Genomic DNA, 24817 nt, shown 5'->3' with positions numbered 1-24817 from the left:
GTGCCCGAATGAACGACTTCCAGAACTTCACCGGCACACGACCGGTGGCATCACAACATGCCGTCGACGCGGCGGCCCTCCAGGCCTGGCTCGAACGCCACGTGGAGGGTTTCCAGGGCCCGCTGAGCATCGAGATGTTCAAGGGTGGCCAGTCCAACCCGACCTACAAGCTCATCACGCCACAACGCGCCTATGTGATGCGCGCCAAGCCCGGCCCGGTGGCCAAGCTGCTGCCCTCGGCCCATGCGATCGAGCGCGAATACCGCGTGATGGGCGCGCTGCACGGCACCGGAGTGCCGGTGGCGCGCATGTACGCGCTGTGCGAAGACGAATCGGTGATCGGCCGCGCCTTCTACGTGATGGAATGCGTCGACGGCCGAGTGATGTGGGACCAATCGCTGCCCGACCTCTCCAACGCCGAGCGCGGCGCGATCTACGACGAGATGAACCGCGTCATGGCGGCGTTGCACACCGTGCGCCCCAACGCCATCGGCCTGTCGGACTACGGCAAGCCCGGCAACTACTTCGAGCGCCAGATCGGACGCTGGAGCAAGCAGTACGTTGCATCGATCACCCAGCCCATTCCCGAGATGGACCAGCTGATGGCGTGGCTGCCGCAGAACATTCCGGCGATGGCGCGCGACGAATCGCTGGTATCCATCGTGCACGGCGACTACCGGCTGGACAACCTGATGTTCCACCCGACCGAGCCGCGCGTGCTCGCGATCCTCGACTGGGAACTGTCCACCCTGGGCCACCCGCTGGCCGACTTCAGCTACCACTGCATGGCCTGGCACATCCCGCCCGGCGCCTTCCGGGGCATCGGTGGCCTGGACGTGCAGGCCCTGGGCATTCCGACCGAAGCCGAGTACATCGCGCGCTACTGCGAGCGCACTGGTTTCGTGACGCCGGAGCAGCTCAAGGCCGACTGGAATTTCTACCTGGCCTACAACCTGTTCCGCCTCGCGGCCATCCTGCAAGGCATCGCCAAGCGCGTCGAGACCGGCACCGCCTCCAGCGCACAGGCCGTCTCCTCCGCCGCAGGCGCGCGCCCGCTCGCCGAAATGGCCTGGCGATTTGCCCGCCAGGCCTGACCAGACCTGCCCCTCCTTTTTTCACCCGTCCGGACCCACGACTCCCAAAGGAACCACATGAACTTCGATTACACCGACAAGGTCAAGGACATGCGCCAGCGCCTGCTGGCCTTCATGGACGAGCACATCTACCCCAACGAAGGTCGCTTCTTCGCCGAAATCGCCGCCAACCGTGCGGCGGGCAACGCCTGGCGGCCGACAACCATCATTGAAGAGCTGAAGCCGAAAGCGCGCGCCGCCGGCCTGTGGAACCTGTTCCTGCCGCAAAGCAAGCGTGCACCCGAAGGCCTGTCCAACCTCGAATACGCACCGATGTGCGAAATCATGGGCCGCGTGCCGTTCGCCGCCGAGGTGTTCAATTGCTCGGCGCCCGACACCGGCAACATGGAAACGCTGGAGCGGTACGCCAGTGAAGCCATCAAGGACGAGTGGCTGGAGCCGCTGCTCAAGGGCGAAATCCGCTCGGCCTTCCTGATGACCGAGCCGGCTGTCGCTTCGTCCGACGCCACCAACATCCAGTGCGAGATCCGGCGCGACGGTGACCACTACGTGCTCAATGGCCGCAAGTGGTGGTCGTCCGGCGCCGGCGACCCGCGCTGCAAGGTCTACATCGTGATGGGCAAGACCGATCCGGAAGCGCCCCGCCACTCGCAGCAGAGCATGATCGTGGTGCCCGCCGGCACGCCCGGCGTGACCGTGGTGCGACCGCTGACGGTGTTCGGCTACGACGACGCGCCGCACGGCCACATGGAAGTGCTGCTCAAGGATGTGCGAGTGCCGGTGGGCAACCTGCTGCTGGGCGAAGGCCGCGGCTTCGAAATCGCCCAGGGTCGCCTTGGCCCCGGCCGCATCCACCACTGCATGCGCTCCATCGGCGCCGCCGAGCGTGCGCTGGAACTGATGTGCAAGCGCCTGAACAGCCGCGTCGCCTTCGGCAAGCCGATTTCGTCGCAGTCGGTCTGGCACGAGCGCATCGCCGATGCCCGCTGCAAGATCGAGATGGCGCGCCTGCTCACGCTCAAGGCCGCCTACATGATGGACACAGTGGGCAACAAAGTTGCCAAGGCCGAGATCGCCATGATCAAGGTCGTGGCGCCCAACATGGCCTGCGAGATCATCGACATGGCCATCCAGGCCCATGGCGGCGGCGGCGTCAGCGACGACTTCCCGCTGGCCTACAGCTATGCCAACCAACGCACACTGCGTCTGGCCGACGGTCCGGACGAAGTGCACCGCGCGGCCATCGCCAAGCTGGAACTGGCCCGGCACATGGCCCTGAAGACCGATGTGGAAATGCCGGTGACGCGGGGCTGCTGATTCAGTGGCGGCGCGAGTTGCGCGCCGCCATCTTCAGCGCCCGCTCGGTCAGGTGCTCCATCAGCTCCAGGGCAAGCAGGGTGTCGGCATCCCGGGCATGGGGGTTGGCCTGCAGCCGCAGGTAACACTTGCCGCGCATCAGCGCGATCACCACCGGCACCTTGGCGGCAACATCGCTGTCGCCCATGGTCAGGAACTCCAGAGCGTCGTTGTCCAGCCACCGTTGGGCGAGTTCCGACGAATCGCTGCGCACCGAGTAGCGCGACCAGAACTTTGGCGACGCGCCACGCCATTGCGTCTCAGGCAGCTGCGCCAGCCAGCGCTTTTCATCCACCAGACTGCGGTAGGCCTCGGACGCGGTGTCCAGTTCCGCGATCGCTTTCTCGACCGCACGGGACATCACGACCACCTGACCTGCCGGCGGCAGGTTCAGATCCACCCGGGCGCGCAACTCCAGGCCCTGGATGTATGGACGCGAGGAAGCACCACATTCGGCACGGAAAGCCCGCCCCTGCAGCTGGCCTTCGATCATGAACTGACCGCTGTCGCCTCCCTTGTGGTGCAGGAACTGCGAGGTGGCCCAGCGGGACACCGGGGTATCTGCCGGCCCGGAGGCGGCCTTGCGCCGAAAGGTTTGCCTGATGCGGTCGAACATGATGAACACCAAAGTAATCGTCAAATGCTAGCGCCTGTCGGGCGATCCCGCATATCCCCTACGCCACCAGGACCCGGAGGCCGGATTTCGAGCCCCCAAAAGTTCACACGTCACCGCAGAACTGTGGCTTTGTGTCCGCAAGCACCGTCCGGAGCCACTCCCACGGCACGACGGCATTCGCAGGGTATACTCGTTGGCTTGTCGGAGCGTAGCGCAGCCTGGTAGCGCATCTGCTTTGGGAGCAGAGGGTCGCGAGTTCGAATCCCGCCGCTCCGACCATTCCTTGAGAACAAAAAGGCCCACAGCGTGGGCCTTTTTTGTATCTGATCTCACCGTCTACCCGTAGCTCAACTGGATAGAGCAGCTGCCTTCTAAGCAGCAGGTCGGGGGTTCGAGTCCCTCCGGGTAGGCCATTGAAGAGTTTCAAGAGGCCCGATTCCCGCAGGTGTTCGCAATCTGCTCCAGGAGTTGGTCGACCTCGCCGTACAGCGCGTTGCCTCCCAACAGCCGGTGGCCCGATGCCGTGTGTACCACCAGCCCAGGAACCCCCTGCGCACCCAGAGACCGCATCAACCGCCGAGCTTGCTGAAGCCGTGACGCGTTGCGCTCCAACAGAGCCAGATCTGCCGCGGCAACCTGGTCGGCGACAAGATCCAGGCCCATCTGGCGCAGCAGATCGCCGACCACCTGTGCGTTACCGGTGTCCAGGCCATCGACATAGCGGGCTTTCTGCAGTGCTTTGAGCACCTCCCTTTCCCGCAGAGGTTCGGTCAACGCCACTGCCGTGAGCGCCAGCGTCATTGCCGACGAGTCGAAAGGGCTGCCGTGGCGACCCAGCACGTTCTCGCGGTAGGCCTCGGTGAAACGCTGCCCGGTCAGCCTGGCGATGCGCTGGTCGTTGGACCAGGCGAACTCGGCAAAGGCCGCGTCCATGCGGTGCCCGCTGCCGGCAAACAGACCCGTGGGGGCGAGCACGAGGTGAATGCCGTTGTGCTGCGCCAGCTTCTCGATCACCGGCGAGGCGCCATAACACCAGCCGCACAGGGGGTCGAACAGGTAGGTGACGGTGGCGCTCATGCTGGATGCCTCACCACTTCATTTCGCCCTTGTTGACCTTGGCGCCGATGTCCAGCGACAAGGCGCCGTCGGTCAGCTGCGGGTAGGTCTTCTTCATGGCGTCGATCAGCTCGGCGCCGCTCTTGCTGCTGGCCAGGTTCTTCTCGAAGGTCTGCAGGTAGTCCTTGGTGAAGGTGATGGCGCTGGCGTCCACGGCGGCGCCGGCCTTCATGTGACCGGGCACCACCAGCTCAGGCTTGAGGGCCGCCATGTCGTCCAGCTGCGCCACCCAGGCGGCACGCTCAGCGGCGCTCTGGGTGTCGGCGGTCCAGACGTGCATGCCGCCGAAGACGCCGATATTGCCCACCACGGCGTTGATCGACGGAATCCAGGCGTACGGACGGTGAGCCAGCAAGCCTTGCGTGCCACGGATCTCGATGAGCTGCCCTTCGAGCTTCAGGCTGTTGCCCTCCAGCGCGCGCGGAACGACGGGCTTGCGCGGCGCGTTGGCACCCATCTTGGGACCCCAGAACGCCACTTTGCCAGCCAGCTTGGCGTTCAGCTTTTCCAGCACGGCGGGCGTGGTCACCACGTCGGCCTGGGGAAAGATCTCCTTGAGTGTCTCGACGCCGAAGTAGTAGTCCGGATCGGCCTGGCTCACGTAGATGGTGGTGAGCTGTTTGCCGCTGTCGAGCACGTTGGCGGCGATGCGCAGCGCGTCGGCGCGGGTGAAGCCGGCGTCGATCACCACGGCATCTTTTTCGCCGTAGACCAGGGTCGAGTTGACGTTGAAGCTGTTGCCGGCGGCGTTGTAGACCTTGACGGTCAGCGGCTGAGCGGCCTGGGCAGTGGTGAAGGCAATGGCCAGCGAGGCGGCGACGACGGTGGTGCGGATCATGAATGGCTCCTGAGATGTGTTGGGACGGTGACACTCTTCAGTGCCGAAGCAGACTGTAGTTTCAATAAACAGACAGATAAACCGCATAATTTGCCCATATCTGTTTCACAAATCGATCAAATCATGGACCGACTGACCGCCATGCGCGTGTTCGTGGCTGTGGCCGGGAACGGCAGCTTCAGCGCCGCCGCCGACCAGCTGGACATGTCGCGCGCCATGGTCACGCGCCACGTGGGCGCACTGGAGCAGTGGCTGGGCGCCCGCCTCCTGCAGCGCACCACCCGCAGCGTCACGCTGACCGACGCGGGCGAGAGTTGCCTGCGCCGCAGCCAGCAGATGCTGGCGCTGATGGAGGATGTGGAGCAGGAAACCAGCCGCCATGGCACTGCCTTGCGCGGGCAGCTGCGCGTCACCTGCAGCATCTCGTTCGCCTACGCGCAGCTGGCGGCGGCGCTGGCCGATTTCCTCAAGCGGCACCCGCAACTCAAGATCGACCTCAACGCCAGCGAGGGCGCGCTCAATCTGGTGGAGGCGCGCATCGATCTGGCAATCCGCATCAGCGCCGAGCCCGACCCCAGCCTGATCGGCCGGGTGCTGGCGCCCTGCACCTCGGTGCTGGTGGCTTCGCCGGAGTACCTGGCGGAGCACGGTGCGCCCAAGGTGCCAGCCGACCTCGAAAACCACCGGTGCCTGAGCTTTGCCAACTTCGGCAAGAGCACCTGGACCCTGCGCCGCAACGACGAGCACTGCGAGGTCCAGGTGCGCAGCCAGCTCAGCGCCAACGAAGCCACCGCACTGCTGCAAGCGGCACTGGCCGGTGGCGGTGTTGCGCTGCAACCCACCTACCTGGCCAACCCGCACCTGGCCGCTGGCCGGCTGCGGTCGGTGCTGCCCGACTGGCAGCCCCCGGACATGGCCATCCACGCGCTCTACCCGTCGCGCAAACACCTGTCGCCCGCGGTGCGAGCCTTGCTGGACTACCTGGCGGAACGGTATTCAGAACAACGCTGGTAGCGGTCGCCTTCAAGGGTTTCCCCTCGCAATATTCTGCACAACATGCACGATACTGCATGTCAAAGCTTGCCTCACCTGGCCTTTATCCTTCATTCCTGAATACTTCAACCCTAAAGTACGGGAAAGCCTGTATCGCCAGACGCCGGGTGCCAGCCTACAGTGACTGCATCTTTGATGACCTCCCAGGAGACCCTTCCATGACCACCCGCCGACTCGTCCTGACCCGTTCTGCCGCCGTGATCGGCGCCGCTTCGTCCGGCCTGCTGCTGCCGCAGATCGTGCGCGCCCAGTCCGACAAGCTGCGCGTGGGCTTCATGCTGCCCTACACCGGTACGTTCGCCCAGCTGGGCGTGGCGATCGAAAACGGCTTTCGCATGGCCATCAACGAACAGGGCGGCAAGCTTGGTGGCCGGGAGATCGAATACTTCAAGGTCGACGACGAATCGAACCCGGCCAAGGGCATCGAAAACGCGCAGCGCCTCGTGCAGCGCGACAAGGTCGATGTGCTGGTCGGCACCGTGCACTCCGGCGTCCAGATGGGCATTCACAAGGTCGCGCGCGAATCCGGCGTGCTCAACCTGATCCCCAACGCCGGCGTGCATATCGCCACCCGCGCCCAGTGCGCCCCCAACGTGTACCGCACCTCGTTCACCAATTCCCAGCCGACGCTGGCGCTGGGCAAGGCCATGGTCGACCGCGGTCACAAGAAGGCGGTCTGGATCACCTGGAACTACGCGGCCGGCGACGAAGCCTTTGAAGGCTTCGAGCAGAGCTACACCGCCGCTGGAGGCACCATCGTCAAGAAGCTGGGGCTGCCCTTCCCCAACGTCGAGTTCCAGGCCCTTCTGACCGAGATCGCCGCACTCAAGCCCGACGCCGTGGCCTGCTTCTTCGCCGGTGGCGGCGCGGCCAAGTTCCTCAAGGACTACGCCGCCGCAGGCCTGAACAAGTCGATCCAGCTCTACGGCTCCGGCTTCCTGACCGAAGGCGTGCTCGATGCCGCCGGTGACGCCGCCAACGGCGTGCTGACCACCATGCACTACAGCGACTCGCTGGACACGGCGCTGAACAAGAAATTCCGCCTGGAATACGCCAAGACCTTCAAGCTGCAGCCCGACGTCTACGCCGTGCAGGGCTACGACACCGGCCTGCTGATGGTCAAGGGCGCCAACGCCGTCAAGGGCGACCTGAACAACAAGAAGGCACTGTACGCCGCGATGGAGGGCGCGACCATCGACAGCCCGCGTGGCAAGTGGACCATGAGCAAGGCCCACAACCCGGTGCAGGACATGTACCTGCGCAAGGTCGAGAACAAGGAAAACAAGGTCATCGGCGTGGCTCAGAAGGCCGTGGCCGACTCCGGCGCCGGTTGCAAGCTGAGTTGATCCCCCCGCGCTGCCTTCGGCATCTCCCCCCAAGGGGCGATGCCAGCCGCCCGGCCAAGCCGGTTCGGCGGCATCCTTGACCTTTCGGGTCTGCCATGGACTTCGCCAATTTCCTCATTCAACTGCTCAACAGCCTGCAGTACGGGCTGCTGCTGTTCATGCTGGCCGCCGGCCTGACGCTGATCTTCGGCATCATGGGCGTGGTCAACCTCGCCCATGGCAGCTTCTACATGCTCGGCGCCTACCTCGCCTGGGCACTGGCGGCGCAGTTCGACAGCCTGGTGCTGGCGATCGTCGTCGGCAGCATCATTGCGGTTGCGTTCGGCTGGCTGCTGGAATGGCTGCTGTTCCGGCACTTCTACCACCGGGACCACCTGGACCAGGTGCTGCTGACCTTCGGCCTGATCTACATCTTTGAAGAGATCCGCTCGATCCTCTGGGGCGACGACGTGCACTCGGTCGCCGTGCCCGAAGCGGTGAACCAGTCGATCCAGCTGACCGAGAACCTGTCCTACCCGGTCTACCGGCTGGTGGTCTCGGGCGTGTGCATCGTGCTGGCGCTGGGCCTCTACGGCCTGATCAGCAAGACGCGGCTGGGCATGAAGATCCGCGCCGGCGCTTTCAACCGCGAGATGACCGAGGCGCTGGGCATCAACATCCGCCTGATTCACGGCGTCGTGTTTGCGCTGGGCGTGGCGCTGGCCGCGGTGGCGGGCATGGTGGCTTCGCCGCTGTCCAGCGTCTACCCCGGCATGGGCAGCTCGGTGCTGATCATGTGTTTCGTGGTGGTGGTGATCGGCGGCATCGGCTCGGTGCGAGGCGCCCTGGTCGCGGCCCTGCTGGTGGGTCTGGTCGACACCTTCGGCAAGGTGCTGCTGCCGCAGGTCGCCGGCATGGCGGTCTACATGCTGATGGCAGCGGTGCTGCTCTACAAGCCGGAAGGGCTGTTCAAGCAATGAGCAACGCCAAAGCACAACTCGAAAGACTGCCGCGTTCGATGCAGGCCGTGCTGATCGCCGGTGCCATCGCCCTCGCCGCCTTCCCGCTGGTGCCGATGGAAAGCACCGACTTCTACCTGCAGCTGCTCTCGCAGATGATGATCCTGGCGATCTTCGCGATGAGCCTGGACCTGCTGCAGGGCGTGACCGGTCTGGTCTCGCTCGGCCACGCGGCCTACTTCGGACTGGCCGGTTATGCGCTGGCCTTCCTCACGCCGCAGGACACGCCGATCAGCCTGTTCTGGAGCCTGCCGCTGGCGGCGGCCGGGGCCGGTCTGGCTGCGCTGGTGATCGGCTTCTTCGTGGTGCGCACCCACGGCATCTACTTCATCATGGTCACCATGGCCTTCGCGCAGATGGTGTTCTTCCTGTTCTTCGACAACAAGTCGCTGGGCGGCTCGGACGGCATCTACGTCAACTTCCGGCCCGACGCGACCGCCATCGGCCTGGACCTGGAAAACAAGCGCCACTTCTATTACTTCACCCTGGTGGTGCTGGTCGCGGTCTACCTGTTCCTGCGCCGCGTGCTGTTCTCGCCCTTCGGCCGCGTGCTGGCGGGCATCCGGGTCAACGAGCATCGGCTTCGCGCCGTGGGTTACAGCAGCTTCGGCTACAAGCTCGCCGCCTTCACGCTGGCGGGCACGCTGGCCGGGGTCGCCGGCTACCTCTGGGCCGCACAGACCGGTTTCGTGAACCCCGAGCTGATGGGTTTCCACATGAGCGCGCACGCGATCATGATGGTCATCCTCGGCGGCATGGGCAACTTCGCCGGTGCCATCGTCGGTGCCTTCAGCTTCGAATACGTGCTGCACCTGGTCAAGGACCTGCCCGCCATCGGCAGCTTCGAGACCGGCAAACACTGGCAACTCTGGATGGGCCTGTTCATCGTGTTCATCGTGATCGTGGCGCCGCGCGGCCTGCTGGGCCTGGGCGAGAAGTTCCTGAACCGCAACAAGGGAGCATCGAAATGAGCGATGTCGCCCTGCTCGCTGCGGACAGGCTGACCAAACGCTTCGGTGGCCTCGCGGCCGTCAATGAAGTCTCGGTCAAGCTCTACCGCGACAACCTGCACGCGGTCATCGGTCCCAACGGTGCCGGCAAGTCCACGCTGACCAACCTGCTCTCGGGCGACCTGCAGCCGACCTCGGGAAAAATCCTGTTCGGTGGCGAAGAAACCGCTGGTCACACCCCCGAGTCGATCTCGCGCCTGGGCCTGGGCCGCAGCTACCAGAAGACCAACATCTTCCTGCCCTTCACCGTGTGGGAAAACGTCCGCCTGGCCGCGCAGTCGCGTGAGCGGCACGCGCCCTGGAACCCGCTGCGCTGGCTGCAGTCGGCCGCCGCCATGAAGGTCGTCAACGAGCGCTGCGAACGCGCCATCGAACTCGCCGGCCTGACCCACCGAGCGCAGACCGTCGCCGCCACCATCAGCCACGGCGAGCAGCGCCAGCTCGAAATCGCGATGACGCTGGCCACCGAGCCGACCGTGCTGCTGCTGGACGAACCGCTGGCCGGCATGGGCCAGGCCGAGGCCGAAGGCATGATCGAGCTGCTGCTCAAGCTCAAAAAGGACCACGCGATGATGCTGGTCGAACACGACATGGACGCCGTCTTCGCGCTGGCCGACCAGCTGACCGTGATGGTCAACGGACAGGTGATCGCCAGCGGCACGCCGACTGAGGTGCGCAACGACCCGATGGTGCAGGCGGCCTACCTTGGCGAGGAGCATTGACATGAGCGCCGCGCAGGGCCGCCCCAAGCAAGCTCGCACCGCAGTGCGAAGCACGGAGGTTATCCATTGAGTCCACCCCTGATCCAGGCCACCGGCCTGCACACGCACTACGGCCAGAGCCACATCCTGCGCGGTATTGACTTCACCGTCCAGCCGGGCCAGACCATCGGCCTGATGGGCCGCAATGGCATGGGCAAGAGCACCCTGCTCAAGTCCATCATGGGCATCGTCAAGCCCAGCGGCGGCACGGTACACATCAAGGGACAGGCCATGACCGGCGCGCCGACCTTCGAGATCGCGCGACAGGGCATCGCCTACGTGCCCGAAGGCCGCGGCATCTTCGGCAACCTCAGCGTGAAGGAAAACCTGCTGATGTCGGCGCGCGCCGGAACGAAGGGGCAGCGCGACTGGACCTACGACCGCGTGCTCGAAACCTTCCCGCGCCTGTCCGAGCGCCTGGGCCACGGTGGGCAGCAGCTGTCCGGTGGCGAACAGCAGATGCTGACCATCGGCCGCGCGCTGATGACCAACCCTGACGTGCTGATCCTCGACGAGGCGACCGAAGGCCTGGCGCCGCTGATCGCCCGCGAGATCTGGCGCATCTGCGGCTTGATCCGCGAAAGCGGCATCAGCAGCATCATCGTGGACAAGGCCTGGAAGCAGGTCACGCAGATCACCGACCGCAACGTCATCCTCGTCAAGGGCGAGGTGGTGTTCGAAGGGTCGTCGCAAGAGCTGCTGTCCAAACCCGAACTGCTGGAACAGTACCTGGGCGTCTGAGGCCGCTCAGAGCAGCGGCCGCAGTTCCCGCGCCGCGTCCAGCAGCAGCGGCAGCAGGTCCTTGCGCATTGCGGCCGGCACCAGCCGGTCGGGCGAAGCCACCACGTTGAGCGCCGCCACCGTCTGGCCTTTCATGTTGCGCAGTGGCACCGCCAAGGCGTGCACGCCGAGTTCGTGTTCTTCGCTGGCGACGGCGTGGTCGTCGGCCTTGACGTGGGCCACGATGGCGCGCAAGGCCTTGTGATCGACCGTCGTCTTCGGCGTCAGCCGCGCCAGCTCGCGCCCCTTGAGCCAGGCGGTGAACGCCACCCGAGGCATCGCCGCCAGCAGCACACGCCCGGTCGACGTCGCGTGCACCGGCAGCCGAGCGCCCAGGTGCAGGCCGTAGGCCATCAGCCGCTGCCCGCCGACCGACGCACTGCGCGCCACGATCACCACTTCGTCGCCGTCGAGCACAACGGCCGAAAACGATTCGCGCGTTTGCGCCGCCAGCCGGTTCAGCGTGGGCTGCAGCAGGCGGGGCAACCTGGCGGATGACAGGTAGCTGCCCGAAAAGCGCAGCACCTTGGCCGAGAGCCAGTAGTGCGTGCCATCGGTGTCGAGGTAGCCCAGATAGGCCAGTGTCAGCAGGTGGCGCCGCGCAGCGGCGCGCGTGAGGCCGGCGCGCTCGGCGGCCTGGGTGGCGTTCAGGCGCTGGCGTTCGGTGTCGAAGCTCTCCAGCACCGCCATGCCCTTGGCCATGCCCTCGATGAAGTCGGCCTTGGCGATCTGACGGAGTTCGGTGGTCATAGTGCGCGATGATCGCACATTTGATCTGATGACCGCGCAGCGCCGCCGCCGTGGTATTGAGACATGAAAGGCGGCTGCCTACAGTCTGTGCATTCCACAGAATCAGGAGACATTCCCATGCGCACCCAGGTCGCCATCGTCGGTGCAGGCCCCTCCGGCCTGCTGCTCGGACAGCTGCTGCACAAGGCCGGCATCGACGCCGTCATCGTCGAACGCCAGAGCCCCGACTACGTGCTCGGCCGCATCCGCGCCGGCGTGCTGGAGCAGGTCGCGACCGATCTGATGGACGAAGCGGGTGTCGGGCAGCGCATGCATGCCGAAGGCCTGGTGCACACCGGATTCGACATGCTGTTCAACGGTGAGCGCCACCGCATCGACCTGGAAAAACTCACCGGCGGCAAGAAAGTCATGGTCTACGGCCAGACCGAAGTGACCCGCGACCTGATGGACGCCCGCAAGGCCGCGGGCCTGCCCACGGTGTACGAGGCCGCCAACGTGCAGGTGCACGATTTCGACACCGCCAAGCCGCGCGTCACCTATGAGAAGGATGGCCAGAGCCACACCATTGACTGCGACTTCATCGCCGGCTGCGACGGCTTCCATGGCGTCTGCCGTGCCAGCGCGCCCCGCAACGCGATCAAGGAGTTTGAAAAGGTCTATCCCTTCGGCTGGCTCGGCCTGCTGTCGGATACACCGCCGGTGCACCACGAACTGATCTATGTGAACCACCCGCGGGGTTTTGCGCTGTGCTCGCAGCGCAGCGCCACGCGCAGCCGCTACTACCTGCAGGTGCCGTTGACCGACAAGATCGAACAGTGGAGCGACGACGCCTTCTGGAACGAGCTCAAGCTGCGCCTGGACCCGGAAGCGGCAGAAAAACTGGTGACCGGCCCCAGCCTGGAAAAGAGCATCGCGCCGCTGCGCAGCTTCGTCACCGAGCCGCTGCGCTTCGGCCGCATGTTCCTTGCGGGCGACGCCGGCCACATCGTGCCGCCCACCGGTGCCAAGGGCCTGAACCTGGCGGCCACCGACGTGAAGTACCTGAGCAACGCGCTGGTCGAGTTCTACAGCGACAAGAGCGAAGCCGGCATCGACAGCTACTCCGAGCGCTGCCTCAAGCGCATCTGGCGCGCCGAGCGCTTCAGCTGGTGGTTCACGTCCATCATGCACAACTTCGACAACGAAGGCGCCATCAACGGCAAGCTGCAGCAGGCCGAGCTGGACTACCTGATGCACTCCGAAGCCGGCCTGAAAACCATCGCCGAAAACTACGTCGGCCTGCCGCTGGATTTCGGGCAGTGACCACGATGCGGCCGGGCGTGTCTCCTGCGCGCGCCGGTGGTCATCACTTGGCGGTACATTGACGCAAACGTCAACCTGTACCGCCATGTCCGCATCCCCCTCTTCCTCCCCCATCGCAAAGCCCCTCAAACCCCTGCGCGGTGTGCGCGTGCTCAGCCTCGCGCTGAACCTGCCCGGCCCGGCCGCGTTCATGCGCCTGAAGGCCATGGGCGCGACCTGCCTCAAGGCCGAACCGCCCAGCCCGAAAGGCTCAAGCACCGGCGACCCGATGGGCCAGTACAACCGCGGTGCCTACGACACGCTGCACGCGGGCATCAAGGTCGTGACCATCGACCTCAAGAGCGAGAAAGGGCAGCAGAACCTGCACAAGGAACTGGCGCGCACCGACGTGCTGCTGACCTCGTTCCGCCCCTCGGCGCTGGCCAAGCTCGGGCTCACGTGGAAAGCGCTGCACAAGGCCTACCCGGCGCTGTCGGTGGTCGCCATCGTCGGCGCACCCGGCGCGCGCGCCGAAGAACCGGGCCACGACCTCACCTATCTGGCCGACGCGGGCCTCGTGACCGGTCTGGACCTGCCCGCCACGCTGTTTGCCGACATGGGCGGCGCGCTCATGGCCAGCGAAGCGGCGCTGAAGGCCGTGCTGGTGCAGAAAACCAGCGGCAAGGGCTCGTTCCAGGAAGTCGCGCTGAGCGATGCCGCCGCCTGGCTCGCCCTGCCCCGCACCTGGGGCCTGACGCAGCCCAAGGGCGCCGTCGGCGGTGCGCACGCGGGCTACCGCGTCTACCCCTGCAAGGACGGTCGAGTCGCCGTGGCCGCACTGGAGCCGCACTTCGCGGCCTCGCTGTGCGCCGCGGCCGGTGTCGCGATGCACGGCATGGGCAGCCTGTTCCAGCCTGCCACGCACAAGGCGATTGCCGCCTTCCTCGCCGGCCAGACGCGCAAGCAGCTCGACGCGCTTGCCACCGCGCGCGACATTCCGCTGCACACGCTCGGCAGCTGACGGCTCCTACCGCCTCAGGCGGTTTCGGACACAGGTGCCGCCACCTCACCCGGCACGGGAAAGCGGCGTGTGCGCTCGCAATGGTGCGACCACACCGGCGTTCCGCCGACGAACACCCGCGTATCACCGGTGTTCAGCGTTTCCCAGACTTCGTCCGAGGTCAGCGGTTCGGTCGCGACGATCACCATGCGGTCGTCGTGCCCGTTGAGTTCACCCAAGTCCATGCTCAGGTCGCAGTCGATCAGCCGCGCGTGCGGGAACGGGTGCGCGCGCTGCAGGGTCGCGAGCTGGCTGGAGCAGTGCACGAACAGCGCCTCGCCATTGGTCAGCAGATAGTTGAAGTTGCCGTGGCGCGCGATCTCGGCGTTGCACATCGCCAGTTCAGGCGCAATCGCGTCCCAGGTCGGCGGCCGCTGCCAGCCGGCGAACGCGGCGCGCAGCCGCTGCATCAGGTAGCAGAACGCCTTCTCGCTGTCGGTGCTGCCGGCCGGCAGGTAACTGCCGTCCAGCGGTGGGTGGAAATTCTGCAGGTCGCCGTTGTGTGCGAAGAACCAGTGCCGCCCCAGCCACTCGCGGCTGAACGGGTGGGTGTTCGCCAGGCCGACCGCACCCTGCGTCGCCTTGCGGATGTGCGAGATCACGTTGTGCGAGCGGATCGGGTGCTCGCGCACGAAGGCCGCCAGCCGCGATTCGCTGGCGGGGCGGTCGTCGAGAAAAGAACGAGCGCCCGATGGTTCGTAGAACGCGATGCCCCAGCCATCGATGTGGTCCGCCGTGCAGCCGCCGCGCTGCGCAAATCCGGTGAACGAGAAACGGATCGAGGCCGCGGCGCTGCTGTTCATGCCCAGAAGCTGGCACATCGGCAACCCTTCAGTTCGCCAGTGAAAACTCCACCGCTGCCAGCGCGTGCAAGGCCGTGGTGTCGAAGGTCGGGATCGGGCTATCTTCGGGGCGGATGATCAGCGGCAGCTCGGTGCAGCCCAGCACCACGCCCTGCGCGCCGCGCGACCGCAGGTCGGTGATGCAGTCGGTGAACCACTGGCGCGAGATTTCGTGCAGCTCGCCGCGGCACAGCTCCTCGAAGATGATGCGGTGGATCTCCTGGCGCTGCACCTCGTCGGGCAGCACGCAGCGGATGCCGCGCTGGGCCAGCCGCTCGACGTAGAAAGCGCGTTCCATCGTGAAACGCGTGCCCATCAGGCCAACCGTGTCCAGCCCCTGCGCCAGGATCGCGTCGGCCGTGACGTCGGCGATGTGGATCAGCGGCACGTCGGTCGCCGCCTGCACCTGCGGCGCCAGCTGGTGCATGGTGTTGGTGCCGATCAGCAGGCACTCGGCGCCGGTATCGCTGAGGCGCCGCGCGGCGTCGCACAGGATGCCCGCCATGCCGTCCCAGTCGCCAGCGCGCTGGCGCTGGGCGATGTCCTGGAAATCGAGGCTGACCAGGTTCATGCGCGCACTGCTCAGGCCACCCAGCCGGCGCGCCACCTCGCGGTTGATGATCTGGTAATAGAGGGTGGTCGACTCCCAGCTCATGCCGCCGATCAGGCCAATGGTTTTCATGGATTCTCCGTGGTGAAGCGATGCAGGAAGTTTCCCATCTCCCCCGTGGAAATGGCTTGCCTTTTCTGCCTCGATGAAGGCAATATGGAGCATTAACTTGCTCAGAAATACCATGAAAAGAAAACTGGATGCCACGGACCGACAGATTCTGGAGATTCTGCAGCGCAGCGCAGATACCCCGCTGGCCGAGGTCGCCGCCGCGGTGCACCTCTCGTCCACGCCCTGCTGGCGCCGCATCCAGCGCCTGCGGGAGCAGGGCTTCATCACGCGCCAGGTCGCCCTGGTCGATGCGGCCAAGATCAATCTGGGCGTGACGGTCTTCGTCTCGGTGCGCACCAGCCAGCACAACCAGGCCTGGTTCGAGCGCTTTCGCGACGCGGTGCGCGACATTCCCGAAATCGTCGAGCTCTACCGCATGAGTGGCGACGTCGACTACCTGATGAAGATCTTGGTGCCCGACATCGCGGCCTACGACAGGGTCTACCAGCGCCTGATCCGCTCGGTCGACCTGTCGGACGTCAGCAGCAGCTTCGCGATGGAAGAACTCAAGAACACCACCGCCCTGCCGCTGGACTACGCCGACTGAAGGCGATGCCCATCAACGCTGGGGCGTTGGCTCCAGCACCTCGTGCGCCCAGCCCGGCAGCGGCTCGGCCTGCCAGCTGACCGCCCCCGCCCGCAGCCTCGCCACCAGCCGCGGCAGCTGGAACAGCTCGCCCGGAGGCACCGAGGTGTCGTAGAGCAAGGCCAGATCGGCCCGCCGCACCGCCACTCCCAGGTGCCGCACCGTGCGCGGATAGCGCGCGAGGATGCGCTCCGGCGGTACCGGGTGCCCGCCCTCCCGCACGCGCTGCGCCACGCGCCCGAGCAGTTGCTGCGGATCGTCGACGCACACCACCAGCAGCACCACGGCAAAGCCTGCCCGCTTTGCCGCAGCCATCAGGTCGAGCTTGGAGGTGTGCGAGAACACGGTTTCGCTGGCGAACGAGCGCCCCTGTTCGAGGCACTGCGCACGCCGTGCGTCGGCCCACAGGCGCGCCTGCCGCGAGCGCTCGGACGGGTCGGCGATGTGCTGCAGCTGCGCCGTCTCATGCAGGTCGGCGTTGATGAATTCGGCGCCGGCAGGAATCAGGCCCTCGGCCACGGCCGAGCGGTAGAGCGTGGATTTGCCGGCGCCGTTGGGGCCGGCCAGCAGATAGAAAACCGGGGCAGCCAAACCGGGCGTGGACGCGAGGTCGGTTCGGGCTTCGTCAGGCGGCGCGCGGCATTGCGGCGTCGGCCTTCTGGCGGTTGGCGCTGACCGTGCTGCGCACCGCCTGCACCAGCCGGCCGGTGGTTTCGGCGTCGGCAAAGCGCGCTTCGATCGCGTCCAGCGATTCGTCCAGGGCGCCACCGCTCTGGCGGGCGTCGTAGCGGGCGATGGCTTCGCGGGCCTCCTGCACCGTCAGGCCGGTTTCGTCGGCGATGCGACCCAGCGTGGCCCAGTATTCGATCTGCCCCGCCACCGAGCGGCGCTGCGGCTGGGCCGCCTCACGCGCCTGCTGCACCAGGGCAGCGGGCAGTTTCACGGATGCAAACGGGCTCGGGGAAGCGGGCATGGCAGACTCCTGTTTGGCGCATTTTGCGCCAAAGTGCGGCAATCGGCAAATTTGTATCATCGGCCGCTCTAGGAGGAAAGCGCCGTCATGAGAAAACAAGGCACCCTCATCCGATGGGATGACGCCAAGGGCTTCGGTTTCATCGAAAGCCCGCAATCCAGCGCACAGCTGTTTGTCCACATCCGCGACTGGCGCGGCAAGGCACCACCCGCCATCAACTCCCGGGTCAGCTTCGAAGAAATCCATGTTGGCAGCAAAGGCCCCCGGGCCATGGACGTCCGCCCGGAGAACGAGCGAGCCGCCGCCCCCCTGCAGTCTCCGCGCGCCACCTCGCGCACGGCAGCGCCCGCGGCCCGAAGGCCGCAGCGAAGCCAGTCCTCCCGCAACACATCGGCGCCCCGGCAGGAAACTTCCGCCTGGCCTGCGTTTGCACTGATGATCGTCTGGCTTGGCCTGCTCGTCGCGGGCGTGTCGCTCGGTCGCCTGACCTGGATGTTCCTGCCTGCGGCTTTGGTCCTGAACCTGGTCACGTTCTTCGTCTACTGGCAGGACAAGTTCGCCGCAACCAAGGGCGCCTGGCGCACGGCGGAAAACACCCTGCACCTTTTCGGCCTGCTCGGCGGCTGGCCCGGCGCGTGGTTTGCGCACCAGATCCTGCGGCACAAGTCGTCCAAGCAGGCGTTCCGCAATGTCTACTGGATGACGGCGATCCTGAACGTCATCGCACTGGGCGGCTGGGTGCTGCTGCCCTGGTTGCCGCTGGCCCGCTGAACGCCCGGGCGGAGTCTGCTTACTCGCCCCCGCCGAACAGCCGCGCGAAGAAGCCCTTCTTTTTGTTCAGGTGCAGCTCGCGGATCAGCTCTTCCTTGATCTGCGCCTTCATGTCGGCGTCACCGTGGCTGACGTTCTTCAGATACACCTTCACCGCGTCCGAGTAGCTGCGGTCGTCGTTGCGGATGTGGTTGAACAGCCAGCGCGAGAGCATGGCGTGCAGTTCGGACGCGACGTCTTCGCCCGCATCGAAGCGCATGCGGTATTCGCCCACCTTGCGGGTGAACAGCTCGTGGATCTTCTTGTGCGGGCCGGCAAACATGTAGCCCGCGTCCGCCATCAGAGATTCCTCGAACGCGAAGTGCGACAGCGTGTAGTCGACCATCTCGTCGATCACCGCACCCACGGCCGCGCGGTCGTGGTGGTCACGTGCGTCATAGAGCTGGTTGATGTACTCAACGATCCGCTTGTGCTGACCGTCGATTTCGCGGATGCCGGTTTCGAGGTCGGTCGTCCAGTTCAGATGTGTCATGTGGGTGCCCCTCATCAGGTGACAGGTGCCACCCGGAAAAGTGACAAATTGTGTGAGAGATCGCGCAGCGGTGTGGCGAAATCCACTCAGACCATGACCTACCTCAATTTTTCACACCAAGCCTGAGTACATGCTGCCTAGTAGACGCGCTCGATCTTGAAACCTTTGCCCTGCAGCAACCTGGGCAAGCCCTGCGGCCCCACCATGTGCAGCGCACCCACTGCCGCAAACACGCTCACATCCGCATGCAGCCGCTCGATCGCATCGGCCAGCCCCGGGTTGCGCCCGTCCACCAGGCGCGCATAGGCCTCGCGCTCGTTCGGTGAGTTCAGGCAATCACACCACTCCGCATAGGCCTCGATGTCCTTGAAATCGCGGGTCTCCCATGCACGGGCCAGCCGCGCCAGCCCCTGGTTCGCCTTCGGCCGCTGCAACTCCGCCAGCGCTTCGCGCACCATGTCCGCCGCTTCGTCGTCGCTGCGCGCGAGGATCGCCGAAAGCTGGGTCTGCGCCGTCTCCAGCCCCACCACCGGGCGCTGACCGCCCAGGCTGCGCATCAGCAGCACCGACTCGGCGCCGTAGAGCGGAAACAGGCCTTGACGCTGCGCCTGCGCAACCGCGAGTTGGGACACATGAAACTCCGGCGCGCCCCGATCCAGATCCGCCGCCGGCAGACACTCCGCTGCCCAGGCCGCGCGCAGCGACTGCATCAGCTCAGCCGGCAGAGCCCGCGGCGGCCCCTGCGTCGCGTCCTGCAAGGTCGACTGCACCGCCGGGTCGGTCACATCAATCTCCAGCGCCAGCACGCCAGTGCGAAACAGCGAAGCTTCCGCCCTCGGCCCCAGCGCGAACCACTCCGGCCGTCCGGCGTGGATCGTCCCGTACAGATAGGAGTCGCGTCCGTTGCGACTGATGCGCCAGAGAAAACCGCGGTCGGTCGCCTGCTGCTGTGCCTTGAGCATCAGCTCGCGACTGGGGGGCGTGGGCTGGGGTGGGCAAGAACCGGCGCCAGCCGATGCGGCGTTGGAGTTTGCCGCGGCGCACAGGCCGGCAAAGGCCAAGGCGAGGCTTGCGATGTGACGCCGTGAGAGGGTTCTTTGCAGCATCAATGCATTGTCAGTGCAGTGCGCAGCTGGCGTCACAGGACAGGCAACAAGACCTCGCCAGACGCGGCACGCTGGTGGTCAATTGCATAGCGAACGGACCTGTTGGCGAGGCGAGAACCAGCCGAAGCGTGTAGTACGATATTTCGGCCAATATTGTTTCAATCGTTAAGATTTCTTACGCTTGATCCACGAATTGGGCACACAACTTTCAAGGAGGAATTTCATGAACCGCTTGTCCAAAACGTTCTTTACCGCCGCAGGAATCTCGATCCTGGCCGCGTGCGGTGGAGGTTCCAGTGAACCAGCCGACGCATATGTCGGCGCATGGAGGTCTGCCTGCTATTCCTATGTGGGAAATGACGGCAATACCTACTTCAAACGGCTAACGAACAATTTTTCCAAGGCTTCAGCCACCTCACTGAACGTAACGTTCACCGATTCGACCGCACACTCCGACCCTGCCTGTAACAACGTCCTGGGTGTCATTCCCAGTCCGTCCGGAGGAACCATCCAGTTGGGCCCCAAGGCCAGCTTTCTGGGCGGCGAAGTGGACTCGATCAGTGCGACGTTTCCATCGGAAACCCTGGTCGGCTACATGACGGTCAGCGCATCGCAACTGTTCATCGTTGCTGATGCACCCAATATCACCCTCACCGGCTGGGGCGTCGGATCGCCCTACTCCAGAACCGAGGCCAAACAGGCACCAGCACCTGCGCTGATCAAGAGCAGCGGCGACAGCGATGGCCTGGCACCGGCAACCCAGCAAACTGGGTACTCCCGCTAACAGGCCACTCGCCGGGGGAAGTGGGTTCGTCCAGCGCCAGGGCCAGGCCCTCACTTCCTCCGGTCTTTCACCCCCGCCCGCGGCGGCAATCCCGTGTGCTGCGTCAGGATCCGGCCCTTGACCGGAGCCTTGCCAGCGGGGCTTGAAGCGGAACCCTTCCCTGCCCCACCTGGCGTCGAGTTCTTCTTGCGCGCGCTCTGATATCCGCCGTCGGTCATCGGCTGAAAGGTCGGGATCAGGTGGTGTTTGCCGTTGCCGATCAGGTCGGAGCGGCCCATGGCCTTGAGCGCCTCGCGCAGCAGCGGCCAGTTGTTCGGGTCGTGGTAGCGCAGGAAGGCCTTGTGCAGGCGGCGGCGTTTGTCGCCGCGCACGATGTCCACCCGCTCGGCCCGCTCGTCCCTGTGGATGCCTTTGAGCGGGTTGAGGTTGCTGTGGTACATGGCCGTGGCGGTGGCCATGGGGCTGGGGTAGAAGGTCTGCACCTGGTCGGCGCGGAAGCCGTTTTTCTTCAGCCAGATCGCGAGGTTCATCATGTCCTCGTCGCTGGTGCCGGGGTGCGCGGCGATGAAGTACGGAATGAGGAACTGCTTCTTGCCGGCCTCTTCGCTGTACTTCTCGAACAGCTGCTTGAACTTGTCGTAGCTGCCGATGCCGGGCTTCATCATCTTGGACAGCGGCCCGCCTTCGGTGTGCTCGGGCGCGATCTTGAGATAGCCGCCGACGTGGTGCTGCACCAGTTCCTTCACGTATTCCGGGCTCTTGACGGCCAGGTCGTAGCGCAGGCCGGAGCCGATCAGGACCTTCTTGATGCCCTTCAAGGCCCGCGCGCGGCGGTAGATCTTGATGAGCGGGTCGTGGTTGGTCGTGAGGTTCTGGCAGATGCCGGGGTAGACGCAGCTGGGCTTGCGGCAGGCGGCTTCGATGGCCGGGCTGCGGCAGCCCAGGCGGTACATGTTGGCGGTGGGGCCACCCAGGTCAGAGACCACGCCGGTGAAGCCCGCCACCTTGTCGCGCATCTCTTCGACTTCACGAATGATCGAATCTTCGGAGCGGCTCTGGATGATGCGGCCTTCGTGCTCGGTGATGGAGCAGAAGGTGCAGCCACCGAAGCAGCCGCGCATGATGTTCACGCTGAACCGAATCATTTCCCAGGCCGGAATCTTGGTCGCGCCGTCGTGTTTGCCGTGTTCGTCGGCGTAGGCCGGGTGCGGGCTGCGCGCATAGGGCAGATCGAAGGCGTAGTCCATCTCGGCCGTGGTCAGCGGGATGGGCGGCGGGTTGATCCAGACGTCGCGCGCCGTGCTGCCTTCACCGTGCGCCTGCACCAGCGCACGGGCGTTACCGGGGTTGGTTTCCAGGTGCAGCACGCGATTGGCGTGGGCGTAGAGCACCGCGTCGCTCTTCACCTGCTCGTAGCTGGGCAGGCGGATCACGGTGCGCTCACGCGGAAGCTTGGCCACACCGCCCGCACCTTGCGGGCGGTGAATGGTGATGGGTTTGACGGTGGGGTCGGAGGCCGGGGCGCCCTCTTCCTTCGAACAACTCTGGCCCTGGGCCTGCGCCTGCTCGCTGGTGGTCAGGTAAGGATTGATGTGGTCTTCGACGTGGCCGGGCTGATCGACTTCGGTCGAATCGAGCTCGATCCAGCCCTCGGCTGTCGGGTCGCCGGGACGGCGCACGAAGGCGGTGCCTCGCACGTCGGTGATCTGCTCGATGGGTTCGCGCGCGGCGATGCGGTGTGCCACCTCGACCAGCGCGCGCTCGGCGTTGCCGTAGAGCAGCAGATCGCACTTGGCGTCCACCACGATGCTGCGGCGCACCTTGTCGCTCCAGTAGTCGTAGTGGGCGATGCGGCGCAGGCTGCCTTCAATGCCGCCGAGCACGATGGGCACATCCTTGTAGGCCTCGCGGCAGCGCTGGCTGTAGACGATGGCGGCGCGGTCGGGGCGCTTGCCGCCCACGTCACCAGGGGTGTAGGCGTCGTCGCTGCGGATCTTCCGGTCGGCGGTGTACCGGTTGATCATGGAATCCATGTTGCCCGCCGTCACGCCCCAGAACAGGTTGGGTTTGCCCAGCGCCTTGAAGGGTTCGGCGCTCTGCCAGTCGGGCTGGGCAATGATGCCGACCCGGAAGCCCTGTGCCTCCAGCACCCGGCCGATCACGGCCATGCCGAAGCTGGGGTGATCCACATAGGCGTCGCCCGTGACCAGGATGATGTCGCACGAATCCCAGCCGAGCTGCTCCATTTCTGCCCGGCTCATGGGCAGGAAAGGAGCGACACCGAAGCGCTTGGCCCAGTACGGGCGGTAACTGGTCAGCGGCTTGGCGTTGCGCGCGAAAAAGGAGACGTCGATCGGGGCGTTCATGGAGGGCGTTCGGGGTAACCCGCAAGTGTAGGTGTTGGGCATCAACCTTGTTGCCGTCCGGGACCGCAAGAAATGTCCGTATCCCGTGCCCAGAATGGGTCGCTCCCCCACCCTTCTTGGAGCGATCTCATGCGATTCACCCCCCAACCCCAGGCCCTGCACGTCGTCGGCCTCGCCCTGCGCACCCACAACGGCGAGGCCTTCCAGACCATTCCGCCGCTCTGGGCGCGGTTCGCACAGTCCGGTCTCGCCGAACGCGTGCCGCACCGGCTGTCGGACGATGTCTACGCGGTCTACACCCACTTCCAGAATGCGGGCGTCGACAACCAGGGCTGGTACACCCTGGTGATCGGACACGCCGTGCCCGGCGACACGCCCGCGCTGCCGCCCGAGGGGCTGGTGCATGTGGTCGCGCCGGCCTCGCGGCGCGCGGTGTTTGAGGTGGCGCAAGGCAGGCCCGACCTCGTTGAGGCCGAATGGCAGCAGATCTGGCAACGCAGCGACCTGCAGAAAACCACGCTGGCAGACTACGAGCGATACCAGCCGGACGGCTCGATCAGCATCCACATCGGCGTTTTGGGGGGCCTGAATGAACGAGAAGATTGATCTGAAGAAGACCCTGAAGGACCTGTACCAGGCTTCGGCCAAAGAGCCGGCGGTGGTCGAGGTGCCGACGCTGCGCTACCTGATGGTCGACGGCGAAGGCGACCCCAACACCGCGTCGGCCTATGCCGAGGCGGTCGAGGCACTGTTCTCGGTTTCGTACATGGCGAAGTTCATGGTCAAGAAGGGCCCACAGGCCATCGACTACGGCGTCATGCCGCTCGAAGGCCTGTGGTGGTCGGACGATCTGTCGGCCTTCCGCACCGGCGCCAAGGACCGCTGGAAGTGGACCGCGATGATCGTGCAGCCGGACTTCGTGGGCGACGAGGTGATCGGCGCGGCCATCGACGAGGTGCGCAAGAAAAAGAAGCTGCCGGGTGTGGACCGGCTGCGGCTGGACAGCCTGACGGAAGGCCGTTGCGCGCAGATCCTGCACGTCGGGCCGTTCTCCGAGGAAGGCCCGACCATCGAGCGGCTGCACGCCTTCATCACCGCGCGCTCGGCGCTGCGCGGCAAGCACCACGAGATCTACCTCAGCGACATCCGGCGCGCGGAGGCGGCGAAGTGGAAAACCATCGTCCGGCAGCCGATGGCATGAGCAACACACCATCACCGCAATGGGTTGACTACCGGGCTCAGCTGCTGCGCGTCACTGCCCACATCCACGACCACCTCGCCGAGCCGCTGGACCTGGCCGAACTGGCGGTGGTGGCTGACCTGTCGCCCTTCCACTAGCACCGGATCTACCACGCGCTGATGGGCGAAACGGTGGCGGCGACCGTGCGGCGTCTGCGGCTGCACCAGGCCTCGGGCTACCTCGCGCAGACCGCGCTGACCGTGACCGAGATCGCCCGGCGCTGCGGCTACCCGAATGCGCAGTCGTTCACCCGCGCGTTCCGCCAGTTTTTCGGCGAGAGCCCGCAAGCCTGGCGCGAGACAAGGACCGACGGCCTTCCCTGGAGGGCAGCCGCAGCGGCGCAGCCGGATGGCTGGCCGGTGACCGTGCGCGAGGTGCCTGCGATCGAGGTTGCGGGCCTGCCGCACCGGGGAAGCTACATGCGCATCGGGCGCGCCTTCGAAACCGCGCAGATCCGGTTCGCGGCGCAGGGTTTGATGCGGCCGGACACGCGCTGGTTGGCGCAGTACCTGGACGATCCGTTTGCCTTTCCCGAATCGCAGCTGAGTTCACGCGCCGGGTTCTCGCTGCCTCCCGGCGCCGAGGTCGCGCCGCCGCTGCAGCGATTCACGCTGGGCGGCACTCCTTGCGGTGTGCTGCGCTACCGCGGCCCTTACCCCAACATGCGCGACGCCTACCAGTGGCTCTACGGCACCTGGCTCATCGGCTCGGGGCACGCGCTCGCCGACCAGCCGGTGTTCGAGGAATACCTCAACAGCCCGCGCGACACAGCGCCCGCGGACCTGCTGACCGACATCTACCTGCCGCTGGCCTCGCCGGTCACCACTGCGCGCTGAG

At 65.7% G+C, this 24817-nt stretch carries 28 protein-coding genes and 2 tRNA genes; 19 read left to right on the top strand and 11 right to left on the bottom strand.

All coding sequences use genetic code 11. The annotated features are described in order from the left end of the window. The first annotated feature begins 8 nt into the window (after positions 1-8). Together ACLIJ1_RS05085 and ACLIJ1_RS05080 are read left to right on the top strand one after the other, a co-directional pair. Positions 9-1094, top strand: coding sequence for a phosphotransferase family protein (locus tag ACLIJ1_RS05085; protein WP_411364385.1), 1086 nt, complete (start codon positions 9-11; stop codon positions 1092-1094). Positions 1095-1151: 57 nt separating this feature from the next. After that, positions 1152-2411 carry an acyl-CoA dehydrogenase family protein gene (locus ACLIJ1_RS05080; protein WP_411364384.1) on the top strand — a complete coding sequence of 420 codons (1260 nt, stop codon included), beginning with the start codon at positions 1152-1154 and terminating at the stop codon, positions 2409-2411. A 1-nt stretch (position 2412) separates the two neighbouring features. On the opposite strand, the gene ACLIJ1_RS05075 is transcribed toward ACLIJ1_RS05080, so the two are convergent. Then, on the bottom strand, positions 2413-3066 hold the full coding sequence (locus ACLIJ1_RS05075) for a hypothetical protein (RefSeq protein ID WP_411364383.1): 654 nt from the start codon (positions 3064-3066) through the stop codon (positions 2413-2415). Between the two features lie 202 nt (positions 3067-3268). Between ACLIJ1_RS05075 and ACLIJ1_RS05070 the strand changes: the two genes are divergently transcribed. Beyond that, a tRNA-Pro gene (locus ACLIJ1_RS05070) sits at positions 3269-3345 on the top strand. 57 nt (positions 3346-3402) lie between these two features. After that, positions 3403-3479, top strand: a tRNA-Arg gene (locus tag ACLIJ1_RS05065). A 10-nt stretch (positions 3480-3489) separates the two neighbouring features. Here ACLIJ1_RS05065 and ACLIJ1_RS05060 read toward each other — a convergent pair. Further along, complete coding sequence (locus ACLIJ1_RS05060; RefSeq protein ID WP_411364382.1) at positions 3490-4143, bottom strand: DsbA family protein; 654 nt, start codon at positions 4141-4143, stop codon at positions 3490-3492. 10 nt (positions 4144-4153) lie between these two features. Continuing rightward, positions 4154-5020, bottom strand: coding sequence for an MBL fold metallo-hydrolase (locus tag ACLIJ1_RS05055; protein WP_411364381.1), 867 nt, complete (start codon positions 5018-5020; stop codon positions 4154-4156). A 123-nt stretch (positions 5021-5143) separates the two neighbouring features. On the opposite strand from ACLIJ1_RS05055, the gene ACLIJ1_RS05050 reads away from it, so the two are divergent. The 6 genes from ACLIJ1_RS05050 (at position 5144) to ACLIJ1_RS05025 (ending at position 10929) form a co-directional block, all read left to right on the top strand. Beyond that, a complete protein-coding gene (locus tag ACLIJ1_RS05050) occupies positions 5144-6034 on the top strand; it encodes a LysR family transcriptional regulator (protein ID WP_411364380.1) in 891 nt (296 codons plus the stop codon). 197 nt (positions 6035-6231) lie between these two features. Continuing rightward, positions 6232-7419 (top strand): ABC transporter substrate-binding protein, encoded by a 1188-nt coding sequence (locus tag ACLIJ1_RS05045; protein WP_411364379.1) that lies wholly within the window; start codon positions 6232-6234, stop codon positions 7417-7419. 95 nt (positions 7420-7514) lie between these two features. Then, positions 7515-8378: a branched-chain amino acid ABC transporter permease gene (locus ACLIJ1_RS05040; RefSeq protein ID WP_411364378.1), complete on the top strand. Its 864-nt coding sequence runs from the start codon at positions 7515-7517 to the stop codon at positions 8376-8378. Continuing rightward, positions 8375-9388, top strand: coding sequence for a branched-chain amino acid ABC transporter permease (locus tag ACLIJ1_RS05035; RefSeq protein WP_411364377.1), 1014 nt, complete (start codon positions 8375-8377; stop codon positions 9386-9388). Before ACLIJ1_RS05040 ends, ACLIJ1_RS05035 begins: the two co-directional genes overlap by 4 nt. Next, positions 9385-10149, top strand: a complete 765-nt coding sequence (locus ACLIJ1_RS05030; protein ID WP_411364376.1) for an ABC transporter ATP-binding protein — start codon at positions 9385-9387, stop codon at positions 10147-10149. Before ACLIJ1_RS05035 ends, ACLIJ1_RS05030 begins: the two co-directional genes overlap by 4 nt. 66 nt (positions 10150-10215) lie before the next feature. Continuing rightward, positions 10216-10929: an ABC transporter ATP-binding protein gene (locus ACLIJ1_RS05025; protein WP_411364375.1), complete on the top strand. Its 714-nt coding sequence runs from the start codon at positions 10216-10218 to the stop codon at positions 10927-10929. 6 nt (positions 10930-10935) lie between these two features. On the opposite strand, the gene ACLIJ1_RS05020 is transcribed toward ACLIJ1_RS05025, so the two are convergent. Beyond that, entirely contained in the window at positions 10936-11718 is a 783-nt protein-coding gene (locus ACLIJ1_RS05020; protein WP_411364374.1) for an IclR family transcriptional regulator C-terminal domain-containing protein, read from the bottom strand. A 117-nt stretch (positions 11719-11835) separates the two neighbouring features. Between ACLIJ1_RS05020 and pobA the strand changes: the two genes are divergently transcribed. Further along, a complete protein-coding gene (pobA, locus tag ACLIJ1_RS05015) occupies positions 11836-13020 on the top strand; it encodes a 4-hydroxybenzoate 3-monooxygenase (RefSeq protein ID WP_411364373.1) in 1185 nt (394 codons plus the stop codon). An 85-nt stretch (positions 13021-13105) separates the two neighbouring features. Beyond that, a complete protein-coding gene (locus ACLIJ1_RS05010) occupies positions 13106-14020 on the top strand; it encodes a CoA transferase (RefSeq protein WP_411364372.1) in 915 nt (304 codons plus the stop codon). A gap of 14 nt (positions 14021-14034) precedes the next feature. Here the strand turns inward: ACLIJ1_RS05010 and ACLIJ1_RS05005 are convergent, their stop codons facing one another. Both ACLIJ1_RS05005 and ACLIJ1_RS05000 read right to left on the bottom strand, forming a co-directional pair. Then, positions 14035-14880: a class II glutamine amidotransferase gene (locus tag ACLIJ1_RS05005; protein WP_411364371.1), complete on the bottom strand. Its 846-nt coding sequence runs from the start codon at positions 14878-14880 to the stop codon at positions 14035-14037. Between the two features lie 10 nt (positions 14881-14890). After that, the gene (locus tag ACLIJ1_RS05000; protein WP_411364370.1) at positions 14891-15583 is read right to left on the bottom strand and encodes an aspartate/glutamate racemase family protein; all 693 of its coding nucleotides are present in this window, start codon (positions 15581-15583) and stop codon (positions 14891-14893) included. 112 nt (positions 15584-15695) lie between these two features. Between ACLIJ1_RS05000 and ACLIJ1_RS04995 the strand changes: the two genes are divergently transcribed. Continuing rightward, entirely contained in the window at positions 15696-16169 is a 474-nt protein-coding gene (locus ACLIJ1_RS04995) for an Lrp/AsnC family transcriptional regulator (RefSeq protein WP_411364369.1), read from the top strand. A 12-nt stretch (positions 16170-16181) separates the two neighbouring features. Here the strand turns inward: ACLIJ1_RS04995 and ACLIJ1_RS04990 are convergent, their stop codons facing one another. Both ACLIJ1_RS04990 and ACLIJ1_RS04985 read right to left on the bottom strand, forming a co-directional pair. Further along, entirely contained in the window at positions 16182-16934 is a 753-nt protein-coding gene (locus ACLIJ1_RS04990; protein ID WP_411364368.1) for an AAA family ATPase, read from the bottom strand. Continuing rightward, on the bottom strand, positions 16834-17181 hold the full coding sequence (locus ACLIJ1_RS04985) for a TA system antitoxin ParD family protein (RefSeq protein ID WP_411364367.1): 348 nt from the start codon (positions 17179-17181) through the stop codon (positions 16834-16836). The genes ACLIJ1_RS04990 and ACLIJ1_RS04985 overlap by 101 nt, the downstream gene beginning before the upstream one ends. Before the next feature lie 87 nt (positions 17182-17268). Between ACLIJ1_RS04985 and ACLIJ1_RS04980 the strand changes: the two genes are divergently transcribed. Continuing rightward, positions 17269-17952 carry a DUF1294 domain-containing protein gene (locus ACLIJ1_RS04980; RefSeq protein ID WP_411364366.1) on the top strand — a complete coding sequence of 228 codons (684 nt, stop codon included), beginning with the start codon at positions 17269-17271 and terminating at the stop codon, positions 17950-17952. 19 nt (positions 17953-17971) lie between these two features. On the opposite strand, the gene ACLIJ1_RS04975 is transcribed toward ACLIJ1_RS04980, so the two are convergent. Next, on the bottom strand, positions 17972-18484 hold the full coding sequence (locus tag ACLIJ1_RS04975) for a bacteriohemerythrin (RefSeq protein ID WP_411364365.1): 513 nt from the start codon (positions 18482-18484) through the stop codon (positions 17972-17974). Between the two features lie 137 nt (positions 18485-18621). Further along, a complete protein-coding gene (locus ACLIJ1_RS04970; protein ID WP_411364364.1) occupies positions 18622-19590 on the bottom strand; it encodes a TraB/GumN family protein in 969 nt (322 codons plus the stop codon). 223 nt (positions 19591-19813) lie between these two features. Between ACLIJ1_RS04970 and ACLIJ1_RS04965 the strand changes: the two genes are divergently transcribed. Continuing rightward, positions 19814-20374 (top strand): hypothetical protein, encoded by a 561-nt coding sequence (locus ACLIJ1_RS04965; RefSeq protein WP_411364363.1) that lies wholly within the window; start codon positions 19814-19816, stop codon positions 20372-20374. 50 nt (positions 20375-20424) lie between these two features. Here ACLIJ1_RS04965 and ACLIJ1_RS04960 read toward each other — a convergent pair whose 3' ends face one another. After that, the gene (locus ACLIJ1_RS04960) at positions 20425-22740 is read right to left on the bottom strand and encodes a YgiQ family radical SAM protein (protein WP_411364362.1); all 2316 of its coding nucleotides are present in this window, start codon (positions 22738-22740) and stop codon (positions 20425-20427) included. Positions 22741-22869: 129 nt separating this feature from the next. Here ACLIJ1_RS04960 and ACLIJ1_RS04955 point away from each other — a divergent pair, with 129 nt between their 5' ends. From ACLIJ1_RS04955 to ACLIJ1_RS04940, 4 genes are read left to right on the top strand one after another with little or no spacing between them, the layout of a single operon-like run. Beyond that, on the top strand, positions 22870-23346 hold the full coding sequence (locus ACLIJ1_RS04955) for a GyrI-like domain-containing protein (RefSeq protein WP_411364361.1): 477 nt from the start codon (positions 22870-22872) through the stop codon (positions 23344-23346). Next, positions 23330-23941 (top strand): GyrI-like domain-containing protein, encoded by a 612-nt coding sequence (locus ACLIJ1_RS04950; protein ID WP_411364360.1) that lies wholly within the window; start codon positions 23330-23332, stop codon positions 23939-23941. Before ACLIJ1_RS04955 ends, ACLIJ1_RS04950 begins: the two co-directional genes overlap by 17 nt. Next, on the top strand, positions 23938-24078 hold the full coding sequence (locus ACLIJ1_RS04945; protein WP_411364359.1) for a hypothetical protein: 141 nt from the start codon (positions 23938-23940) through the stop codon (positions 24076-24078). Before ACLIJ1_RS04950 ends, ACLIJ1_RS04945 begins: the two co-directional genes overlap by 4 nt. Positions 24079-24084: 6 nt before the next feature. Then, positions 24085-24816, top strand: coding sequence for a GyrI-like domain-containing protein (locus tag ACLIJ1_RS04940; protein WP_411364787.1), 732 nt, complete (start codon positions 24085-24087; stop codon positions 24814-24816). Position 24817 lies beyond the last annotated feature (1 nt).

The sequence above is a fragment of the Hydrogenophaga sp. RWCD_12 genome, from assembly GCF_046604225.1.
Classification (GTDB): domain Bacteria; phylum Pseudomonadota; class Gammaproteobacteria; order Burkholderiales; family Burkholderiaceae_C; genus Hydrogenophaga.
The sequence above is the reverse complement of the archived record's forward strand: the minus strand, read 5'-3'. Positions and strand labels throughout refer to the sequence as shown.

What these genes read in the sequence shown, in the direction of transcription:
- ACLIJ1_RS05085 (WP_411364385.1), top strand. Translation starts at nt 9, where the DNA reads ATGAACGACTTCCAGAACTTCACCGGCACACGACCGGTGGCATCACAA.
- ACLIJ1_RS05080 (WP_411364384.1), top strand. Translation starts at nt 1,152, where the DNA reads ATGAACTTCGATTACACCGACAAGGTCAAGGACATGCGCCAGCGCCTG.
- ACLIJ1_RS05075 (WP_411364383.1), bottom strand. Translation starts at nt 3,066, where the DNA reads ATGTTCGACCGCATCAGGCAAACCTTTCGGCGCAAGGCCGCCTCCGGG.
- ACLIJ1_RS05060 (WP_411364382.1), bottom strand. Translation starts at nt 4,143, where the DNA reads ATGAGCGCCACCGTCACCTACCTGTTCGACCCCCTGTGCGGCTGGTGT.
- ACLIJ1_RS05055 (WP_411364381.1), bottom strand. Translation starts at nt 5,020, where the DNA reads ATGATCCGCACCACCGTCGTCGCCGCCTCGCTGGCCATTGCCTTCACC.
- ACLIJ1_RS05050 (WP_411364380.1), top strand. Translation starts at nt 5,144, where the DNA reads ATGGACCGACTGACCGCCATGCGCGTGTTCGTGGCTGTGGCCGGGAAC.
- ACLIJ1_RS05045 (WP_411364379.1), top strand. Translation starts at nt 6,232, where the DNA reads ATGACCACCCGCCGACTCGTCCTGACCCGTTCTGCCGCCGTGATCGGC.
- ACLIJ1_RS05040 (WP_411364378.1), top strand. Translation starts at nt 7,515, where the DNA reads ATGGACTTCGCCAATTTCCTCATTCAACTGCTCAACAGCCTGCAGTAC.
- ACLIJ1_RS05035 (WP_411364377.1), top strand. Translation starts at nt 8,375, where the DNA reads ATGAGCAACGCCAAAGCACAACTCGAAAGACTGCCGCGTTCGATGCAG.
- ACLIJ1_RS05030 (WP_411364376.1), top strand. Translation starts at nt 9,385, where the DNA reads ATGAGCGATGTCGCCCTGCTCGCTGCGGACAGGCTGACCAAACGCTTC.
- ACLIJ1_RS05020 (WP_411364374.1), bottom strand. Translation starts at nt 11,718, where the DNA reads ATGACCACCGAACTCCGTCAGATCGCCAAGGCCGACTTCATCGAGGGC.
- pobA (WP_411364373.1), top strand. Translation starts at nt 11,836, where the DNA reads ATGCGCACCCAGGTCGCCATCGTCGGTGCAGGCCCCTCCGGCCTGCTG.
- ACLIJ1_RS05010 (WP_411364372.1), top strand. Translation starts at nt 13,106, where the DNA reads ATGTCCGCATCCCCCTCTTCCTCCCCCATCGCAAAGCCCCTCAAACCC.
- ACLIJ1_RS05005 (WP_411364371.1), bottom strand. Translation starts at nt 14,880, where the DNA reads ATGTGCCAGCTTCTGGGCATGAACAGCAGCGCCGCGGCCTCGATCCGT.
- ACLIJ1_RS05000 (WP_411364370.1), bottom strand. Translation starts at nt 15,583, where the DNA reads ATGAAAACCATTGGCCTGATCGGCGGCATGAGCTGGGAGTCGACCACC.
- ACLIJ1_RS04995 (WP_411364369.1), top strand. Translation starts at nt 15,696, where the DNA reads ATGAAAAGAAAACTGGATGCCACGGACCGACAGATTCTGGAGATTCTG.
- ACLIJ1_RS04985 (WP_411364367.1), bottom strand. Translation starts at nt 17,181, where the DNA reads ATGCCCGCTTCCCCGAGCCCGTTTGCATCCGTGAAACTGCCCGCTGCC.
- ACLIJ1_RS04980 (WP_411364366.1), top strand. Translation starts at nt 17,269, where the DNA reads ATGAGAAAACAAGGCACCCTCATCCGATGGGATGACGCCAAGGGCTTC.
- ACLIJ1_RS04975 (WP_411364365.1), bottom strand. Translation starts at nt 18,484, where the DNA reads ATGACACATCTGAACTGGACGACCGACCTCGAAACCGGCATCCGCGAA.
- ACLIJ1_RS04970 (WP_411364364.1), bottom strand. Translation starts at nt 19,590, where the DNA reads ATGCTGCAAAGAACCCTCTCACGGCGTCACATCGCAAGCCTCGCCTTG.
- ACLIJ1_RS04965 (WP_411364363.1), top strand. Translation starts at nt 19,814, where the DNA reads ATGAACCGCTTGTCCAAAACGTTCTTTACCGCCGCAGGAATCTCGATC.
- ACLIJ1_RS04960 (WP_411364362.1), bottom strand. Translation starts at nt 22,740, where the DNA reads ATGAACGCCCCGATCGACGTCTCCTTTTTCGCGCGCAACGCCAAGCCG.
- ACLIJ1_RS04955 (WP_411364361.1), top strand. Translation starts at nt 22,870, where the DNA reads ATGCGATTCACCCCCCAACCCCAGGCCCTGCACGTCGTCGGCCTCGCC.
- ACLIJ1_RS04950 (WP_411364360.1), top strand. Translation starts at nt 23,330, where the DNA reads ATGAACGAGAAGATTGATCTGAAGAAGACCCTGAAGGACCTGTACCAG.
- ACLIJ1_RS04945 (WP_411364359.1), top strand. Translation starts at nt 23,938, where the DNA reads ATGAGCAACACACCATCACCGCAATGGGTTGACTACCGGGCTCAGCTG.